18 protein-coding genes are annotated in these 18,107 nt (G+C 68.8%); 6 read left to right on the forward strand and 12 right to left on the reverse strand.

Features of this window, described 5'->3' with window-relative positions; translation table 11 throughout:
- Positions 1-430: 430 nt before the first annotated feature.
- Positions 431-2,926, forward strand: coding sequence for a hypothetical protein (locus Mth01_RS07730; protein ID WP_204013599.1), 2,496 nt, complete (start codon positions 431-433; stop codon positions 2,924-2,926).
- Here Mth01_RS07730 and Mth01_RS07735 read toward each other — a convergent pair.
- Positions 2,907-3,374, reverse strand: a complete 468-nt coding sequence (locus Mth01_RS07735) for an NUDIX hydrolase (protein WP_275408900.1) — start codon at positions 3,372-3,374, stop codon at positions 2,907-2,909. The genes Mth01_RS07730 and Mth01_RS07735 overlap by 20 nt on opposite strands.
- A gap of 72 nt (positions 3,375-3,446) precedes the next feature.
- Between Mth01_RS07735 and Mth01_RS07740 the strand changes: the two genes are divergently transcribed.
- The 3 genes from Mth01_RS07740 to Mth01_RS07750 are packed head-to-tail and all read left to right on the forward strand — an operon-like array spanning position 3,447 to position 5,793.
- On the forward strand, positions 3,447-4,091 hold the full coding sequence (locus Mth01_RS07740; protein ID WP_204013602.1) for a DUF6758 family protein: 645 nt from the start codon (positions 3,447-3,449) through the stop codon (positions 4,089-4,091).
- A 30-nt stretch (positions 4,092-4,121) separates the two neighbouring features.
- Complete coding sequence (locus Mth01_RS07745; RefSeq protein ID WP_204013605.1) at positions 4,122-4,847, forward strand: MBL fold metallo-hydrolase; 726 nt, start codon at positions 4,122-4,124, stop codon at positions 4,845-4,847.
- 46 nt (positions 4,848-4,893) lie between these two features.
- Positions 4,894-5,793: a RecB family exonuclease gene (locus Mth01_RS07750; protein ID WP_204013608.1), complete on the forward strand. Its 900-nt coding sequence runs from the start codon at positions 4,894-4,896 to the stop codon at positions 5,791-5,793.
- Positions 5,794-5,806: 13 nt separating this feature from the next.
- Here Mth01_RS07750 and Mth01_RS07755 read toward each other — a convergent pair whose 3' ends face one another.
- Positions 5,807-6,691, reverse strand: coding sequence for an alpha/beta fold hydrolase (locus tag Mth01_RS07755; protein ID WP_204013611.1), 885 nt, complete (start codon positions 6,689-6,691; stop codon positions 5,807-5,809).
- Positions 6,692-6,940: 249 nt separating this feature from the next.
- Positions 6,941-8,656, reverse strand: a complete 1,716-nt coding sequence (locus Mth01_RS07760; RefSeq protein ID WP_204013614.1) for a DEAD/DEAH box helicase — start codon at positions 8,654-8,656, stop codon at positions 6,941-6,943.
- Between the two features lie 456 nt (positions 8,657-9,112).
- Here Mth01_RS07760 and Mth01_RS07765 point away from each other — a divergent pair, with 456 nt between their 5' ends.
- Positions 9,113-9,781: a ferritin-like fold-containing protein gene (locus Mth01_RS07765; RefSeq protein WP_204013617.1), complete on the forward strand. Its 669-nt coding sequence runs from the start codon at positions 9,113-9,115 to the stop codon at positions 9,779-9,781.
- A gap of 419 nt (positions 9,782-10,200) precedes the next feature.
- On the opposite strand, the gene Mth01_RS07770 is transcribed toward Mth01_RS07765, so the two are convergent.
- The 4 genes from Mth01_RS07770 to ligD form a co-directional block, all read right to left on the reverse strand.
- Positions 10,201-10,431 carry a DUF3107 domain-containing protein gene (locus Mth01_RS07770; RefSeq protein ID WP_204013620.1) on the reverse strand — a complete coding sequence of 77 codons (231 nt, stop codon included), beginning with the start codon at positions 10,429-10,431 and terminating at the stop codon, positions 10,201-10,203.
- A 172-nt stretch (positions 10,432-10,603) separates the two neighbouring features.
- Positions 10,604-11,224, reverse strand: coding sequence for a TetR/AcrR family transcriptional regulator (locus Mth01_RS07775; protein WP_239089462.1), 621 nt, complete (start codon positions 11,222-11,224; stop codon positions 10,604-10,606).
- 74 nt (positions 11,225-11,298) lie between these two features.
- Entirely contained in the window at positions 11,299-11,502 is a 204-nt protein-coding gene (locus Mth01_RS07780) for a hypothetical protein (RefSeq protein ID WP_204013623.1), read from the reverse strand.
- A gap of 113 nt (positions 11,503-11,615) precedes the next feature.
- Positions 11,616-12,497 carry a non-homologous end-joining DNA ligase gene (ligD, locus tag Mth01_RS07785; RefSeq protein ID WP_204013626.1) on the reverse strand — a complete coding sequence of 294 codons (882 nt, stop codon included), beginning with the start codon at positions 12,495-12,497 and terminating at the stop codon, positions 11,616-11,618.
- 157 nt (positions 12,498-12,654) lie between these two features.
- On the opposite strand from ligD, the gene ku reads away from it, so the two are divergent.
- On the forward strand, positions 12,655-13,608 hold the full coding sequence (gene ku, locus Mth01_RS07790) for a non-homologous end joining protein Ku (RefSeq protein ID WP_204013629.1): 954 nt from the start codon (positions 12,655-12,657) through the stop codon (positions 13,606-13,608).
- Positions 13,609-13,891: 283 nt separating this feature from the next.
- Here ku and Mth01_RS07795 read toward each other — a convergent pair whose 3' ends face one another.
- The 5 genes from Mth01_RS07795 to Mth01_RS07815 all read right to left on the reverse strand — a co-directional run bounded on the left by Mth01_RS07795 (position 13,892) and on the right by Mth01_RS07815 (position 17,539).
- On the reverse strand, positions 13,892-14,227 hold the full coding sequence (locus Mth01_RS07795; RefSeq protein WP_204013631.1) for a hypothetical protein: 336 nt from the start codon (positions 14,225-14,227) through the stop codon (positions 13,892-13,894).
- A 716-nt stretch (positions 14,228-14,943) separates the two neighbouring features.
- A complete protein-coding gene (locus Mth01_RS07800) occupies positions 14,944-15,300 on the reverse strand; it encodes a hypothetical protein (protein WP_204013633.1) in 357 nt (118 codons plus the stop codon).
- A gap of 278 nt (positions 15,301-15,578) precedes the next feature.
- Positions 15,579-15,893, reverse strand: a complete 315-nt coding sequence (locus tag Mth01_RS07805; RefSeq protein WP_204013635.1) for a hypothetical protein — start codon at positions 15,891-15,893, stop codon at positions 15,579-15,581.
- 127 nt (positions 15,894-16,020) lie between these two features.
- On the reverse strand, positions 16,021-16,383 hold the full coding sequence (locus tag Mth01_RS07810; protein WP_204013637.1) for a hypothetical protein: 363 nt from the start codon (positions 16,381-16,383) through the stop codon (positions 16,021-16,023).
- Positions 16,384-16,933: 550 nt separating this feature from the next.
- On the reverse strand, positions 16,934-17,539 hold the full coding sequence (locus tag Mth01_RS07815) for a hypothetical protein (RefSeq protein WP_204013640.1): 606 nt from the start codon (positions 17,537-17,539) through the stop codon (positions 16,934-16,936).
- Between the last annotated feature and the right edge of the window lie 568 nt (positions 17,540-18,107).

Here is an 18,107-nt window from a genome sequence, read left to right on the forward strand (position 1 = left end):
GCTCGATCCCGATCCCGATCCCGATCCCGATCGTGGGCACGGAAGCGGCACCGGATCGGGGGTGACGCCCCGGAGCGGACGACGACTGGTGACGCGGCCGGACAAGCTGGTGGCCTCCGGCCGCACCAAGAGATCGCCGGCGTCACCGGTACCACCACGGGAGACACCGGGACGTACGCCCCAGACCTCCCCGCCGAGGATCCCGGGGACGCCCACACCTCGCGCCCATATCGCCTGGGGCAAACCGGAGGTGAGGCCCTGGGAGGGCGCGAGCGGACCGGAGGTGAGGCCCTGGGAGGGCGCGAGCGGACCGGAGGTGAGGCCCTGGGAGGGCACGGGTGAGCCGGAGGCGGAGCCCTGGGACGGTGCTGAACCGCCCCATTTCGCGTCGAGGCCCGGTGGCTTTCCGAGGCCGACGCGTCCCCTCGTGGTGGCGGCGGTCATCCTGGTGGCCGCCGTGCTCGGCGTGGTCGTGGTCAACCGCGTCGGGAGCCCCGCTGGATCGGGGCTGACGTTGGCGGCGGGTGAGGGCCGCTCGGCCGACGCCGTGTTCACGGTGCCCGGCCTGCCCGGCAGCGGCTCGAGCCAGGTGCTCAACGCGATCGCCTCGGTCGGGTCGACGATTGTGGCGGCGGGCAGCGACACCACGGGCCCGGCCCCGAGGCCGCTGTTCCTGGTCTCCGTCGACGGTGGCAGGCGATGGGAGCTGGGCAGGGTCGAGAGCTCTACCGCTGCCTCCGCTGGGGGATCGACGGTGAGCGCCGCCGGATATGAGCCGGCCATCGGGGCGGTCGGCCGGGTGGCCGGGGGCACCGGCGGGTGGCTGGCGGTGGGCACGGATGTCCCTGGCCGGGTGAGCGGGCCGCTCCAGGCCGAGCAGGCGGACCAGGAGGGTGAGGCCGGCCGGGGCGGCTGGGCGAACCCGGTGGCCGTCCGTGGAATGTGGGTCTCCTCCGACGGCAGATCCTGGACGGCCGTGGCCGCGGACCGGCTCGCCGCGTTCCGGAGTCAGGACAGGATCATCGATGTGGCGCGAACCGCGAGCGGCTTCCTCGCTGTCGGGGTCACCGTGCTGGGTGATGGCACGGCGGGCCCAGCGGCCTGGGTGTCGCCCGACGGCACGAGCTGGACCAGGGTGGACCCCGACCGGATCGGCTCCGGGCACGGGGCGCGGGGGATCCGGGCGGTGGCCGCCAGGGGGGACCGGGTGGTGGCGCTGGCCGAACCGGCTTCGAACGGCACCCGGGGTGGTGATCGGGGCGACGATCGGGGCGACGATCGGGGCGACGATCGGGGCTCGGTCGTCCTTCGATCCGATGACGGTGGCCGCAGTTGGCTGCGCACGGCCGCGGCCCTCCCCGGCGTCCGCCCGGAGCCCGGGACGCTCACCGCGACGAAGAAGGGCTTCGTGGTCGTCCCGATCCGGCAGAGGCCGGCGTCCGGGGACGTACGGGTGCGCTGCTCGCGCGACGGCGTCCGCTGGAGCCGGTGCGGGGTGATCGGGCGGCTGGGCCCGGACGGGACCGGGGTGCGGGGTCTCACGTCGTCAGCGGCCGGGGTCGCGGCCGTCATCGAGTATGCCTGGGAGAGGTACGCCGTCTACACCAGCGAGGACGGGCGCGGCTGGACCAGGCGTGCCGACCTGGGGGAGATCCCCGGTACGCTGCGCGGACTGGCCATCACCGACACGGGCCAGCTGGTGGCGTGCGGGGACAAGCGCGGCCCAGGCGACGTGGAGAACCTGCCCGTCCTGGTCGAGATCAAGAAGGGGGAGACGGGCAAGAAGGCGGCCAGAGCCGTACGGCTCGAGGAGATCGACGGGCTCGACCGGACGGTCAGGGACCCGGCGGACATCGCGGCGGCCGGCGGCGTGTTCGTGGCGGTGGGCTCGGCGAACGGCGACGCGGCGATCTGGACGAGCGCCGACGACGGGGAGAGCTGGACGGACGCCGGCTCTCCCGGCCTGCTCGGCGGCCCCGGACGGCAGGCCCTGAGCGGCGTGGCCCATGGCCCGTACGGCTGGCTCGCCGTCGGCGGCACGACGACGGATCCGGCGGTGACCCGGCCGCTGCTGGTGACCTCCGCCGACGGCAGGTCATGGCACCCCGTCCCGATGCCCGAGGTCGCCGCAGGCCATTTCCTGCTCGCGCCCCGTGTCGTGGCGGCGGGCCCGAAGGGATACGTGCTCGCGGGTGAGGACCGCGGTTCGGTCGGGGTGCTGCCCGCCCTGTGGTTCAGCCCCGACCTCAGGCGGTTCACCCGCGTGCCGCCCGAGAGGATGCCGGCCGGGGGCGCGGGAGTGCGCGTCGCCGACGTCGCGGCGACGCCGTACGGGTTCGTCGCCGTGGGTGGGGCGGGTGCGGCCGACCGGGAAGCGGGCGTCGTCTGGGTGTCCCCGGACGGCCTCAACTGGACCTCCCGCGGCCGGGTGATCCCACCGGACGCCCGGTCGGCGGGGCTGCGTCACGTCGTGACCCCCGCGTCCGGTGCTGTCGTGGTGATCGGCGTTTCGGTGACCGGCGAGGGAGCCCGACCGTTCTCCGCACTGTCCGACTGGAAGCCGGCTTCGGCTGAGGCGGCCGCCGAGACCGGTGCCATGCGGTGGGAGTACGGCACGCTGCCGGCGGAGGCGGGAGCGAGCGTGCTCGACGTCACCGTCACCCGCTCGGGACTGGTGGCGGTCGGGGCGCACGGCTCGGCGGGCGAGGTCGACAGCACAGCGTGGATATCCGGGGACGGCCGCGGATGGACCCGGGTGGCGGGTGACGGCCCGGGCGGGCCGGATGCCCGGACGCTCGGGGGGCCGGGGGCCCAGTGGTTCGGCACGGTCGCGGCGTCGGGCGACGCGGTGGTGGCCATCGGCAGGTCCGCCGCAGGTGATCACCTCACGGTCTGGCGCAGCCGGGTCATGACGGGAGATCAGTGACGCCCTGCTCCCCGATGTCCTGTTCCCTGCTGCCGTGGTCTGGGGCGTCATGCAGCAGGATGCCCCATTCGTGGAGGGCGTCGAGGAGACCGTGCGTCAGCGGGAGCCGTACCAGATCGGTGGGCCGGCACCAGCGGGCGTCGGCGGCGTCGTCACCGGGGGAGAGCGGGGCCCGGGGATCCGCCGTCGCGACGTAGTCGTGGATCTCGTAGGTGACGCCACCGGGCCCGGGACGCTCGACGGCGCCGGCCCACCTGCCCACGGTGACGTCGAGGCCGGTCTCCTCGCGAAGCTCACGGCGGACCGCCTCCGCGTCGGTCTCGCCCGGCTCGACCCTGCCGCCGGGCAGGGACCACCTGCCCTCGGCGGGCGGGCGCCCGCGGCGGATCAGCAGCAGTCGCCCGCTCTCGTCCATGACGATCGCCCCTACGCATCTGATGGACCGCACATGCCAAGATTACGACTAGATAACGGGAAAAGCCTTGACGTTGGGCATGTCTCCGAAGCACCGTGAGTATTTGTGAGAGCCGTGCCTATCTGCCCGCGATGCTTCGGGCCGCTGCACGAACCGAGCGTCTGGTCCAGTTCGTGGCGCTGCGCCGCGCACGGGGACGTCCTGCCGTTCCAGCCTCCCCGTCGCCCGTCGGAGGCCGCGGCCGACGCCATCCGGCAGGCCGCGCGGGTGCCCGTCTGGATTCCCTGGCCGCTGCCGGCGGGCTGGCTGGTCACCGGTTTCGCCGAGGTGGGGGACGAGCGCAGCGGAGTGCGGGCGAGCGTGGTCGCCCTGACGGGGCCGTCGATCACCCCTGGCCCGGCGGACATGCTGGTCATCGCCGAGGAGCCCGGAGTGGGACTCGGCGCCGCCTTCGCCGGACTGCCCGGTCCCGACCCCGGGGTCGGCTTCGATGCCGGACCGCCGCACGCGAAGATCGACGTACGGGGCCACCCGGCGGCACTGTGGTGCGCGGGCGAGGTGCCGGAGGACCGGGCGGTGTACGTCGGGGAGGCGCTCGGCAACTGGCTGTGGACGATCGTCTGGCCCGCCGAGGTCGGCTGCTTCGTCGCGTTGGCCAACCTGACGCTCAGGGATCTGCGTGACCACGATCAGGCGCTCGATCTGCCGTTCGGCGCATTCTCCCCCCGCCTGGACGGTGAGGCTCATTAGAGCGCGAAGGAGATAGTAAGGTTCTGAGCCGTGACAGCGCGCATCGAACGAGTTGTGACCTCGGGCCCGGTGGAGATCGAGGGCGTCGAGCACAAGGTCGAGAACAACACCTGGATCATCGGCGACGACGACGAGGTGATCGTGATCGACCCCGCGCGGGACGCGGAGAAGATCCTCGAGAAGGTGGGCGACCGGGAGGTCCTCGCGGTCATCTGCACCCACGGCCTGCCGGACCACGTCGGCGGCGCCATCGAGACGGCCGCCAGGGACGAGGCGGTCATCGCGGTGCATCCCAAGGACAAGCGCCTGTGGCGGCAGACCTGGGAGGAGACCTGGCCCGACATCGAGATGGAGGACGAGGGCCTGTTCGCCGTCGCCGGTGTCGAACTGGAGGTCCTGACGACGCCCGGAGTGACCGCGGGTGGCGTGTCGCTCTACTGCGAGGAACTGGGCGCGGTCTTCACCGGCAAGACGCTGCTCGCCGACGGCCCCGGCAAGCTCGGCGGGGAATATCCCGCGCTCGCGGACCAGCTCACCGCGATCGGCGAGCGTCTGTTCACGCTGGCGCACCAGACGCGCGTGCTCCCGGCGCATGGCGAGGAATGCCTGATCGGTGATCTTGAGCCGCAGTTCGACCAGTGGCTGTCGGGGTCGCTCGCCGGCACGGGCGAGGGTGAGGGTGAGGCTCAGATCGAGACGACGCCGCTCATGGACGGCAGGGGCGCGGCCGGCATCAAGCTGAACCTCGACGAGTAGCGGCGGCGGCACGACGGGCGGATCGGGCAGATCGGGCGGATCAGGCATGGAGCAACTCGGCCTCGACGGCATGCCGAAGCGGCTTTACGCCTGCACGCCCTCGCGGCTGAACTCCTGGCTGGACTGCGCGCGCCGCTATCGCTTCACCTACCTCGACCGGCCGGCGCCGCCCAAGGGGCCTGCCTGGGCGCACAACAGCCTGGGGGCGTCGGTCCACAACGCGCTGGCCGCGTGGTGGCGGGAGCCGTACGAGCGGCGCACCCCGCTCATGGCGGCCATCCTCCTGACCAACGGCTGGATCGGCGAGGGCTTCCGGGACGAGGAGCAGTCGGCGTCATGGCGGGACCGGGCGCGGGAGATGGTGTCCGGGTACGCCTCGACGCTCGATCCCTCTGACGAGCCTGTCGGCGTCGAGCGTGTCGTCGCCACGCGGACGGCCGTCATCGCGGTCTCCGGACGAGTCGACCGGCTCGACCGGCGGGGCGACGAACTGGTCGTGGTGGACTACAAGACCGGTCGGCGTCCGTTGACCACCGAGGACGCCAGGTCCTCGATCGCGCTGGCCATCTACGCGATCGCCTCGGCGCGCATGATGCACCGAACCTGTCGCCGGGTGGAGCTCCATCACGTTCCGACGGGCGCCGTCATCGAGTGGGAGCACACTGAGGAGTCGCTGGACCGCCACCTGCGCCGAGCCGAGGAGATCGCCCAGGAGGCGGCCGCGGCCGACGACGCCTACCGCGACTGGGCGGGTGGCCGCGGTGGCGGAGGCCGCCGGACGGATCGAGGCCCCGCTGCCGAGAAGCCGCTCCCACCCGAGATCGACGAGATGTTCCCGGCCCGGCCGGGACCGCTGTGCTCCTGGTGCGACTTCCGTCGGCACTGCCCCGAGGGCCAGGCCGCCACACCGGACCGCCTCCCCTGGGACGGTCTCGGCGACGGCTGACCTGATGCCCAGGTCAGATGTGCTGCAACTGGAGCAGGCGGCTCTCCGCGGTGTTCCAGAACCGGATGAGCGCCGCCGCGGTCGTCTCGGGGGCCTCGACGGCGGGAGAATGGACCGCGCCCGGGACGACCACGCACTCGGCGTCGAGCCGGTGAGCCATCTCTGCCTGCAGGAGCGGCGGCCAGCCGTCGTCGTGTTCGCCGTACAGGACCAGGACGTCCAGGTCGTGCCGGGCCAGCTCGGCGACGCGGTCGACCGCGTTCAGCACCTCCTCGGCCATCACGCGGAGGCCGACGGGGTGATTGGCGAGCAGCCGCTTGCGCAGGAAGGCCACGATCTCGTCGGGAACCCCAGCCCGGAGCGCCTCCGGCTCGAGCCGGTTGGCCCAGATGTAGTCGATGCCGTGCTCGGGCAGCTCGGCCAGCATCACCCGGCCGACTCGCTCCCGGGAACCGATGATGGCCGCGGGCCCCGAGCTCATCAGCGTGAGTGAGGCCGGTCGCGCCATGCCGTCCAGAACGGCCTCCCGGGTCACCAGGCCGCCGAACGAGTGCCCGAGTAGGTGGACGGGCTCCCCCTGGCCGACCGTCTCGACGATCGCGCCGATGTCGGCGCCGAGGGCCGCGCAGGTGTACGCCCGCGGATCGTCGGGCCCCTGGGTTTCGTACTGCCCGCGCATGTCGATCGCGATGACCCTGCGACCCGCCTGGGCGAGCGTCTGCAGGACCGCGATGAAGTCCTCCTTGCTCCCGGTGAATCCCGGAACGAGTAAGGCGGGCCAGCGTTCGGCGACACCGCTGACGGGCCGGGCCTCCAGGGCGGCGAACGTGCCGGCCGGAGTCTCGATCTGCCGGGTGCTGACGCCAGGGGGGAGAGCCAGGAATCGTGGCGTGCTCACGAAACCTCCTTGCCGTCAGGGACCCCTTCGACCGACGGGTCGGTGACCCGCGTCCTGGACCGTCTGCTGCAGACTCGCGCACTCACGTGGCATCACGATACCCAGAGAAGGTTGTACAGGCACCAGTGAAATCGCTGTGCCGGTTACGATCCGGCGTCCGCCATCCCGCACCCGCCTCGGTGGCCGACCACCTCGCAGGGGCCGGCCACGGTGCCGGTTGTTCGACGTGCCGCTTGTTCGACGTGCCGGTTACCTTGTGCGGCGAGGCTGGGGCCGGTTCGAACGCCGCCGTTGTTGCTGGTGCTGCACGCGCTCGGCCGCCGCTGAGGGTGCGAGATCGTCGTCGTCGGTCGCCAGGTCGGGAGACTTGAACACCACGACGAACGGGCTCGGCGGGATGATCCGCTCCGGCTCGGGCCGCCGGGCCGGCAACGGTCCGGCGATCGCGTCGTCGTCCGCCTCGATGTCGTCTGCCGCGTCCTCGTAGGTCGTGGCGGCGGTCGGCGGAACGTCCGACTCGGAGACGGCTGGCCCGATCTCGGCCAGCGCGTCGCTGAGCGCGGCCCCGTTGGCACCTCTGCGGCTGCGCCTGCCCGCCGCCGGTTCCACCGTCGCACTGTCCGGGTCGGACGCCTCCGCGGTCGGCGCGGCCTGCTGCTCGACGGCTTCGGCTGCCGTGTCCGCATCCTGCAGGCGGCCGCCGCGGGTGCGGCGGCGCTCACGGGTGCGAGCGGGACGCTCCCGGCGCTCCTCCCGTTCCGAGCGACCGCGCCGGTCCGCTCTGTCCCGGGAACGCGTACGGCCCGTCTCACCGAGATCCTCGATCTCCTCGGCCTCCAACCCGGCCCGGGACCGGCTGGCCCTGGGTAGAACGCCCCTGGTCCCCTCCGGGATGTCGAGATCGGTGTAGAGGTGGGGAGAGCTGGAGTAGGTCTCCACCGGCTCCGCGAAGCTCAGCCCGAGCGCGTTGTTGATGACCTTCCAGCGGGTGAGCTCGGTCCATTCGACGAAGGTGACGGCCACGCCGGTGCGTCCCGCGCGGCCGGTACGGCCGATGCGGTGGACGTAGGTCTTGTCGTCCTGGGGGCAGTCGTAGTTGACCACGTGGGTCACGTCGTCGATGTCGATGCCCCGCGCGGCGACGTCGGTCGCGACCAGCACGTTGATCTTGCCGTTGCGGAACGCGCGCAGCGCCTGCTCTCGCTGCCCCTGTCCGAGGTCGCCATGAACGGCCGCCACCGCGAAACCCTTGCCGTGCAACTGCTCGGAGACCATGTCGCAGGCCCGCTTCGTCTCGCAGAACACCATCGTCAGCCCGTTACCGGTGCTCTGGAGCAGCCGGGCGAGGATTTCGATCTTGTCCATGCGGTGGGTGCGGTAGACGAACTGCGTCGTCAACGTGGTGGGCTCGGCCTCGGCCGTGACGTTCTCCGCGCGCACGTTGGTGGGGCGGGTGAGGTAACGGCGTGACAGCGCGACGATCTCGCCGGGCATGGTGGCCGAGAACAGCATCGTCTGTCGCTTCTCGGGGACGATCTTGATGATGCGCTCGATGTCGGGGAGGAAGCCGAGGTCGAGCATCCGGTCGGCCTCGTCGAGGACGAGCATGGTGACCTGACCGAGGTCGAGGTGCTTCTGCTTGATCAGGTCGAGCAGCCGCCCAGGGGTGCCCACGATGACGTCGACGCCGCTCTTGAGCGCCTCGATCTGCGGCTCGTACGCCCGCCCGCCGTACACGGTGAGGATCCGCGAGCCGAGCTTGCCGGAGGCGAGGACGAGGTCCTCGGTCACCTGGAGGGCGAGCTCCCGGGTCGGCACCAGGACCAGGCCGCGCGGCTTCTTGCGGTTCTTCCTGGGCTTGCCGACCAACTGAAGCATGGGGACGCCGAAGGCATAGGTCTTGCCCGTGCCGGTTCGCGCCTGGCCGATGACGTCCTGACCGGCGAGTGCCAGCGGGAGCGCCATCTCCTGAATCGGGAATGGTGAAGTGATGCCCTCGGTCTCGAGCGCATCGGCGATCTCCGGGATGACTCCCAGGTCTCGGAACGTCGTTGTCAGCGTCGGCCTACCTAAATCGGTGCGAAGGCGGCCCTCCGGGACATCCGGCCGGCAGATCGATCCCGGTCCGGGCCCTCACGGACGGTCGCGCCCTCGTTGTCATCAGCGACCGCGACATCCAGCTTTCTGGGGACTCCAGAACACGGGCCTCAGACCGAGCTGTGTTTCCCGAATCCGAGCCACACTCCAGATCGACACGCGCCCAGGGATGGACACAATGCGGTCGCACTTCCACGCATCAGTGTACTCGATACCACAACCGTGAACCGATTTCCGTGCTTCCTGCCAGAAGTGTCCTCGGTGTCGCGGAGCCTGGGAGCCTCATGCCCTGGATCGGGACGGCTCGGCCGTACCCTGGCACCTATGACTGATTCCGCTCCCGCTCCCGGCGTCGTGGACCTCCTGGGTGTGCTGGCCTACGCCGAGCTCACCGCGTTCCTGCGCATGGCGGAGGACGCCGCGCTGCTGGCGCCCAGTCTCACCGACAGGGCGGCGCTCGGCGACCTGGCGGCGATGGAGTACGGCCACTTCCGGATGCTCCGCGACCGACTGGCATCGCTCGGCGCTGATCCCGAGGAGGCGATGGCCCCGTTCGTCGACGCCATCGACGCATGGCATGCCCAGACGAAGCCGAGGGACTGGCACGAGGCGCTGGTGAAGGCATACGTCGGCACGGGTGTCGCGGGGGACTTCTACCGGGAGATCGCGAGGCGGGCGGAACCGGCGATTCGGGGCCTGGTCGACGAGGTGCTGGCAGACGAGAGCCGCTCGGAGTTCGCGGTCGAGCGGGTGCGTACGGCGATCGAGGCGGATCCCCGGCTGAGCGGACGTCTGGCGCTGTGGGCCCGCCGGATGGTGGGGGAGGCGCTGAGCCAGGGACAGCGGTTGGCGGCCGCCCGCCCTGAGCTCGCCGCGATGCTCGTCGGCGACGAGGAGGGTGAGGACCTGGCGGAGATCGGGCGGTTGTTCGCGCGGCTGACCGAGGAGCACGGCAAGCGGATGGCGGCCATCGGCCTCACCCCCGGGCCCTGAATTTCGGGTTTTTCCGTTTCCGGGGCGGTCCATCTCCTCATCGAGCGCCATGATGGCGCCGAACGGTTGTACCGTGCGAGTCATGAGGGCCTCGCGCCGCTACGGCAGTTCCTTGACAAGATGTGGGCCGAATCTCTGGACTTCGCGCGCTGTGCTGCGGAGAGGAAGCTTGGGGTGCCCGACCATCGGCCGTGGCCGGGACGACCCCCATCTGCCGGACCCGGTACGCCGCCCGCGCGGCTGCCGCTACCGGGATCGTCCGCAGTGCTCCGGCCCGTCGGCCCGGGGGTGAAGCGGACACGACCTGGGACACGATCGGTTCGGGCAGCACACCGGGGAGCCGTACCGGGAGGGGCCGCGATCTTCGCGCCCTCCCGCTCCCGCTCCCCGGATCCCGCTGGTCTAACGTGTCGGACGCGTCAGAGCGTGCCGCCGAAGCCGACCGTTCGCGGCTCGTCCTCGCCGATCTCGACGAATCCGAGTGAGGCCACGGGGACGACGACGCGGCGGCCCGTGGTGTCGGTGAGCGAGAAGATGCCCTTGTCGGAGGCGAGTGCCTTGCGGAGCTCCTCCTCGATCTGCTCGGCCGACAGGTCGGTCTCCACCACGAGTTCGCGGTGCACCGACTGAACGCCGATCTTGATTTCCATGGGGCTCCCCTTTCGCGCGGGCTCGTCCCTACCCATCGTCGTCTCCGGGGGCCGTGGCGGGCCCTGTGATCGCGTCAAGCGAACAGAAATCCTTCTCAACCGGGTACGGCCAGTCCGTACGGCCGGCCAGTACGGGCAGCGGCCAGTACGGTCAGCGGGCAGCCGGGTACGGTCAGCCGGTCCGGGGGAAGCCGCTGATGCCGCGCCAGGCGAGCCGCGCCATGAGCTGGGTGGCCGCCTCCTTGGGGATCGAGCCCTGGCTGCCCAGCCAGTAACGCGCGCTGACCTCGGCCATGCCGACGAGACCGACGCCCAGCAGGTGGGCCTCGTCGCTGGAGCAGCCAGTGTCCTCCTGGATCACCTGGCTGATCGCCTCGGCGCTCTCGCGCAGCGAGCGCTCCATCCGCTGCCGTACAGGCGCGACGTTGCGCAGGTCGGATTCGAAGACCAGCCGGAACGCCTCGCCCTGGCTCGACACGAAGTCGAAGAACGCACCGATCGCCGCCTGCACCCGCTGCTTGTTGTCCGTGGTGGAGGCCAGCGCCTCACGACAGCGGGTGACCATGTCGTCGACATGCATGTCCAGCAGCGCCAGATAGAGCTCCAGCTTGCCCGGGAAGTGCTGGTACAACACCGGCTTGCTGACCCCGGCCCGCTCGGCGATCTCGTCCATGGCGGCCGCGTGGTAGCCGTTCTCCACGAACACTTCCTGCGCCGCGCTCAACAACTGGAGTCGGCGGGCCATCCGGGGCAGCCGGGTGCCCCGGGGCTTGGCGTCCGGGGTAGCGGTCACGGCAGTCTCCTAGTGAGGATGAGCATCGGGGCTCGCCGGCCCCGGGGCCACATCCTACGCGCCGGTAAAGCAGCTCAGCGATAATCCTCGTCCTCGCCGAGGTCAACCGTACGCTCCTGCTCGGCCACGTCGGCCGGGTCGGCTTCGAACGGGACCCGATGGGGCCATCGGGGGTCCTCGGAGACTTTCACGAGCTGGTACTGCTCGACCGTGTCCGCCTCCGGCGCCTCGGTCGAGATCTCCTCGACGATCTCATCGAGGGGGTCCATTTCGGACATGTGTCCGCCTCCCGTTCCGAAGGGTCCCTTCCGCAGGATCCTCTGTGAAAGCACAGTTGTGAAACACAGTGCGACAGTCCACCCTACGGCCCGGGTGCCCACGGAAGCGCGAGCTAAGCGTGCGCGTGGGCGAACAGGTCGCCGTGTTTCGCCACCCGGTCGAGCACGTCGGGAGCGGTGAACACGAGGTCCTCCGGACTTTCGCATTCCTCGATCTCCTGCCAGGTCAGCGGAGTGGAGACGGTGGGGAGGCGGTCGGCGCGCATGGAGTAGGGCGCCACGGTGGTCTTCGCCGGGTTGTTCTGACTCCAGTCGATGAAGACCTTGCCCGGCCTGGCCTTCTTCGCCATCACGCTCGTGATTCCCAGATCGTGGGACTCCAGCTCCCGGGCCAGCGCCTTGGCGTAGTCGGATGTGCCGGCACCACGGTCCCACGGCACGTAGAGCTGCATGCCCTTCTTGCCGCTGGTCTTGGGGAAGCTCTCCAGGCCGTCGGCGTACAGCGCCTCCCTCAGCAGCATGGCGACCCGGCAGCACTCGACGATCGTGGCGGGCGCGCCGGGGTCGAGGTCGAAGACGAGGGTGTCGGGCGGCAGCGCGCCGCCGTCCGCTGTGACCCGCCACATCGGGACGTGGACTTCCAGGGCCGCCAGGTTGGCGTAGTAGACCAGCGTCGCCAGGTCACCGATGACGGCGAATTCGATCTTCTCTCGGTTCCTGCCGCTGCCCGGCGCCGGCAGGGTCACGGTACGGACCCAGTCCGGCGTGTGCGCCGGCGCGTTCTTCTCGAAGAAGAACTGGCCCTCGACGCCGTCGGGGAAACGCTTGACCGTGAGCGGGCGGTCCGCGATGTGCGGGAGCATGTTCGCGGCGATCTTCGTGTAGTAGTCGATGACCTCGGCCTTCGTGAAGGCGGCATCGGGATAGAGGACCTTGTCGAGATTGGTCAGCACCAACTCCCGGTCGTCGACCCGCACCAGCACCTTCCGTTTCATCGCCTCATCGCCTCATCGCCCTCGAAGCACCTCCGCCGGGGGCCTTCGGGGCATGGGCCCGCCCGGGTACGGCACCCCCAGTGTGGGTACCTGCCCATCTGGTGAGTCTGTTGAATCACGTCTGGCGGTATTCGAACTCAGAGACGAGAATGTGGCTATGCGCAGCATCTGGAAGGGCGCCATCTCGTTCGGGTTGGTCACCATCCCCGTGAGGCTGTATTCGGCGACCGAGCAGAAGGACGTCACGTTCCACCAGGTGCACCAGGCGGACGGCGGGCGGATCAAGTACAAGCGGGTCTGCTCCCTGGACGGTGAAGAGGTTCCGTACTCGGACATCGCCAAGGGATACGAACTCGCCACCGGCGAGGTCGTCGTGCTGACCGAGGACGACTTCGCCGAGTTGCCGTTGACCACGTCCCGCCGGATCGACGTGCTGCAGTTCACCCCCGCCGAGCAGATCGACCCGATCTACTTCGCCAAGTCGTACTATCTCGAGCCGGAGGCCCAGGGGGCCAAGCCGTACGTGCTGCTGAGGGACGCGCTGGAGCGCTCCGGGCAGGTCGCGGTGGTGAAGGTGGCGTTGCGGCAGCGCGAGTCGCTGGCGACCCTGCGCGTACGCGACGGGGTCTTCGTCCTGGAGACGATGCTCTGGCCGGACGAGGTGCGCGCGGCGGAATTCGCGTTTCTCGAGGAGGACGTGGAGGTCCGGCCCCAGGAGTTGAAGATGGCCGAGTCCCTGATCGAGACGATGGTCGCCGACTTCGACCCCGCCGAGCACCGGGACGCCTACCGCGAGGCGCTGCAGGAGGTCATCGAGGCGAAGGTGGCGGGCAAGGAGATCGTCGCTCCGGAGGCGCCCGCCGAGGGACGCCCGGCCGTCGACCTCATGGCCGCGCTGCGAGCCAGCGTCGAGGCCGCCAAGAAAGAACGCGAGGGTACGGCGGCCGCGAAGCGGAAGGCGCCCTCCGGGAAGGCCTCCGAGAAGGCCCGTGGCAAGGCCGCGGAGAAGGTCGCGGAGAGCGTCTCAGGGAAGGCCTCGGACAAGGCGGACGCCAAGGTCGCGGGAGAAGAGAAGAAGCAGGAGAAGCGGAGGACGCGCCGCACGGCCTGACCATGGTCGGCCGCCCCCGTTCTCCTCCGGCCCCCGTTCTCCACGCTCGCTTGGCTCCCTCCGCTGCTCGGAACCGCTCTGCTTCCGTGGTCTGGATCCGTGGTCTGCTTCCGTGGTTTGGAGGGGGGCCAACGGCTGGGGCTCCGGCGGCCGATGGCGCGCCGGAGCCCGTTCACAGCGATTTCGACGATCTCGGATTTCGACGATCCCGGTCGGTCCGGGACTGAGGGGCGGAATCCCGCGCCTCAGCCCGGACTTCGGAGATCACCCCCCATACCGAGGATCAGTCGAAGTCATCGTCGCCGTCGAAGTCCACGACCGCGTCGGGACCGGCGAAGATGACGGCGTGCCGGTCGTTCTTCTGGAACCGGTGCCGGTCGATATGGGTGGGCCGCCAGTAGTTGAGGTTGGCGTTCTGGTTGCGGAGCTTGTTCTTGTTGCAGTTACGGCCGCGGCAGCCGTGGCCCCAGCCCCATCCCCAGCCGTGGTAGGTGCTGACGCTGGCGGGTGTGGTGGCTGCGGCGGCGGTGGTCGCGGTGGTGGCGGCGAGGGCGAGGGTCCCGCCGGCCAGTGCCGTACTGATCGCCAAGCTCGTAACGACGTTTCGGAATTTGGGCATTGCGTTCCTCCTTGCAAGGATGGATCGCCCTGTTGGCGGCACTTCCACCGTTTAGGGGAAATGTACGACGATGGGCTTTTTGTCCCTATCGTCCCGCGATGTCTAAATTGCCGAAGCGCCCGAGTGGCAAACCCGACCGGGTCATGTTTGAGGGGTTGTTGCACCTTCGTGACCGTCCACAAAACGGTCATTACCCGCCCGTTCATGCGGGGCCCGATCTCCTGGCTCTTCCCAGGGCGGCAGCCAGGTCTTTTGATGCGGTTTTCTTGGGCGCCCGTACGTTTCGACATCCCCCGGAGAGGCAACGCGCGCGGCAACACGTGCGGCAACACGCATGCGGCGGCTGTGCCGGCAGTACGGCGAAGGCCGGATCAGGCGGGGAGCGGCCCTGGGGAACCGGGACGGGAACGCGTGCTCTGGGTGCGGCCCCGAGGCCGGCGGGCGGGGTGGGGGAGGTGGGGCGGGGATCCTGGGGGCGCTACCGGGGCGGGGGAGAGTCGGCCTGGTAGGTGAACGGGCAGGGGCCCCGGCGAACCGTGTTCGCCGGGGCCCTGTTGTTCCTGAAGCGTGGACTCTATGTCCACGATGCGGACGAGGTCTCGAGGAGACCTGGGTCGTGTTTCAGATGGCGGATGACGAACCACTCAAGGGGCTTCGTCGGTTCCCATCTCTGTCGGCGCGATCAAGGACGAGCGACTCCGTCGGAGTCGGCGGGCTCAGTTCCCGTTGCGCTGCCTGAGCCGCTGCAGGGCGGTCTGCCGGTTGAAACTGTCGTTGACGTTGATGCTGTTGTCGTTGTTGCGGTTGCCGCCGTCGGCGAACAGCGCCCTCACGAACTCCAGGCGCAGCCTGTCCCTGGCGAAGCGGCCATCGACGAACCTCCCTTGGGCGAACCTCCCGGCGACACCGTCGTCCACGAACGCGCCGTCGATGAAGCCGTCACCGCCGAAGTTGCCCTGCACGACGGCGGCGTTGGCGGCCGTGGCGCTCGTGATGGCACCCAGGGCCACGGCCCCACCGGCGAGGGTGGTGCCGACCGCCAGGCCCGCGATGATGTCACGGAATGTGGGCATCGTGTTTCCTCCTTGAAGGATCAATTGCCCCGATTTTTTGACATTTCCTAGAAATTAGGAAATGGGAAGTGATGGTCATATGTACGACCATCTCCTGCGCTATTTAGATTTCCTGTCCTGCTGAGCGATAAACGAGCATCTAAGCCATTTAGAGACTTATTGCTCCACTATAGATCGTTTAGAGGACATATGCGTAGAATGTCCGCTTTCTTCGAATGGATGGAGGATCCGCCCGCGGTTCCTGGTTCTGGAAATCGATGCGAGTGGACCCGCCGGAGTCAGCGGAGGAGATCGCGGTCCTCGTTGCGCTGCCTGAGCCGCTGCGGGGCGATCTGCCGGTTGAAGCTGTTGTTGACATTGACGCTGTTGTCGTTGTTGCGGTCCGCCCCCAGCAGCCGGTTGAAGCCGGTCAATCCAAGGCCGGGAGCGAAAGCCCCGTCGAGGCCGAAGAGGCCGAGGCCGTCATCGAAGGTTCCCTGGACGACGGCGGCGTTGGCCGCGGTGGTGGTCGTGATGGCGCCCAGGGCCACGGCCCCGCCGGCGAGGGTGGTGCCGACCGCCAGGCCCGCGATGATGTCACGGAAAGCAGGCATGTGTTTTCCTCCTCGAACGATTGGTTGCTCTGGATTTCGATGTTTGGTCGGAAGAGCGATTTATCCGTTCGCCGTACCGCATATAGGAGTGCGATCGACGGGCGTACGGCACCGCTGGAGCCGGGAGTCAGTCCTCCCCGTCGGGCTGGTTGAGTCGCTGCCGGGCGACGCGCTGGTTGAAGCTGTCGATGATGTTGACGGCGTTCCCGTTCGTGCGTGAGACGGGCACCACCGGAGCCAGGCCGACGTTGCTCGCCGTGTTCGCGTTGAGGTTCCTCAAGAGGATGAGGTCCTCGAGGGCGCGGAGATCGCGGTGGTGACCGTCGCCCTCGGCGAGGGCGAAGGCGAGGCCGTCGCCACCGGCCAACTGTTGCGGGACGACGGTGGCGTTGGCCGCGGTGGTGGTCGTGATGGCGCCCAGGGCGACGATCCCGCCGGCGAGGGCGGTGCCGATCGTCAGACCCGTGATGACTTCACGGAATGTGGGCATGGTCTTTCCCCCTTGAAGGATCAATTGCCCGGCCTTCGACATTTCCCATAAGACGGGAAACATGGAGCGATGATCTGTCGTATGGCCTTATCATGCGACATATTGATTGCCTGCCCGGCGAGGAGATAAACGGCTATCTAGGCCATTTGGTAACTTATTGCTCCAATATAGATCATTTAGGGGATATATGTCCTGAATGTCCGTATTTTGCGAATCGATCCCCAGACGCCCCGGGATTTCGAGGAGACGGGCGAGGCCATCGGCCACGGTGCGGACGAAGGGCCATCCCGGACCCTTTCAGGCGCAGCAGAAGGGCTCCGGCGGTGTTTCCGCCGGAGCCCTTTCTTCTGTGCGGCGCGGTACCGAAGCCCAGCCCGTACCGTAGGCGTCTGTCAGGTCACCGTAAGCCGCTGATCGGAAATCTCCTGCACTCTCGCCGGCGTAATAAATGCGGCCGGCATCTCGCGCTGACCGTGTCCTCCGGAGCCCTCCGCACGGGTCGATCTCGCGGCCGGTCCCGGAAGCCCATAAGACATCGGATCGGGTGGCCTCAGAAGCCGTAGTTGTTGTAGTTGTTGTTGTTGCGCCACCAGTTGTTGTTGTTCATCATGTTGTTGTTGTTCCACCACATGTTGTTCCGCCAGTTGCTGTTGCGGTTCGTCCGGTCCTGGAAGCCGATGGCGACACCCTTGGCCACGATGCCGAAGTTGGAGTTGTCGTCGTACCGGTCGTTCCACATGTTCTGGTTCCAGAAGTTGTTGTTGTTCCACCAGTTGTTGTTGTTGCTGTACATGTTGTTGTTGCAGGCGTTGATGTAGCCGCCGCCGTAACCGCAACCGTTGTTGCCGCCGCCCATGCCGCCGCCGTTTCCGCCGCCGCCCCAGCCGCCGCCGCCCCAGCACATCGGCATGTATGTGGTGCCGCCGAACATGCCCGGGCCGCCCATGCCGCCGCCCATGCCGCCGCCGTTGCCGCCGCCCATGCTGCCGCCCCAGCCGCCCGTCATAACGGCGCCGCCGCAGCCGCCGAAGTTGCCGATGCCGCCATTGGCCGGGATCACGGTGGCGCTGGCGGCGGTGGCACCCAGGGCGAGGGCACCGCCTGTGATCGCTGTGCTCATGGCCAGCCCAGCGAGGATTTTCTTGAGAGCGGGCATTGCGTGTCCTCCTTGACAGGATTCGATTGCCCTTGATGTACGAGACATCTCTTCACACGAGAAGAGGAGAAATGTCCAACTGGCCCCGGATGGGACCATTTTCTACACTATTGTGATTACCTTCCTCGACGAGCGATAAACGGGCATCTAGCTCATTTAGCAACTTATTGCTCCAATATAGATCAATTAGAGGATAAATGAGCAGAATGTCCATATTGTCCAAATTGCGCCCGTGGGTTCGGAGCGGTCGCGACCGGACTCGGCTGAAGTGCCCAGGACAGGGAGCCGTGGAAGTGGCGGTCGCGTTTTGAAGACCATGAGCAAGGGCTCCAGCGGAATGATCCGCCGGAGCCCTTTCCTCTACGCGGTGCGGTAACGAACGCCCGCGTCGATATCGAAGGCGTCTGTCAGGACGCCGTGCGCCGATGTTCGGGTTTCTCCTACGCTCTCGCCGGCGCGATCCGGCCGGCCGGCACCTCGTTCTGAATCGCGGGCGTATCCAGGTTCACCCCATGGGATCTCAGGCCCGAGGTCGATGCCGGAAGACCGTCAGCCATGAGATCGGCCG

It is taken from the genome of Sphaerimonospora thailandensis, from assembly GCF_016863115.1.
Taxonomy (GTDB): Bacteria; Actinomycetota; Actinomycetes; order Streptosporangiales; family Streptosporangiaceae; genus Sphaerimonospora; species Sphaerimonospora cavernae.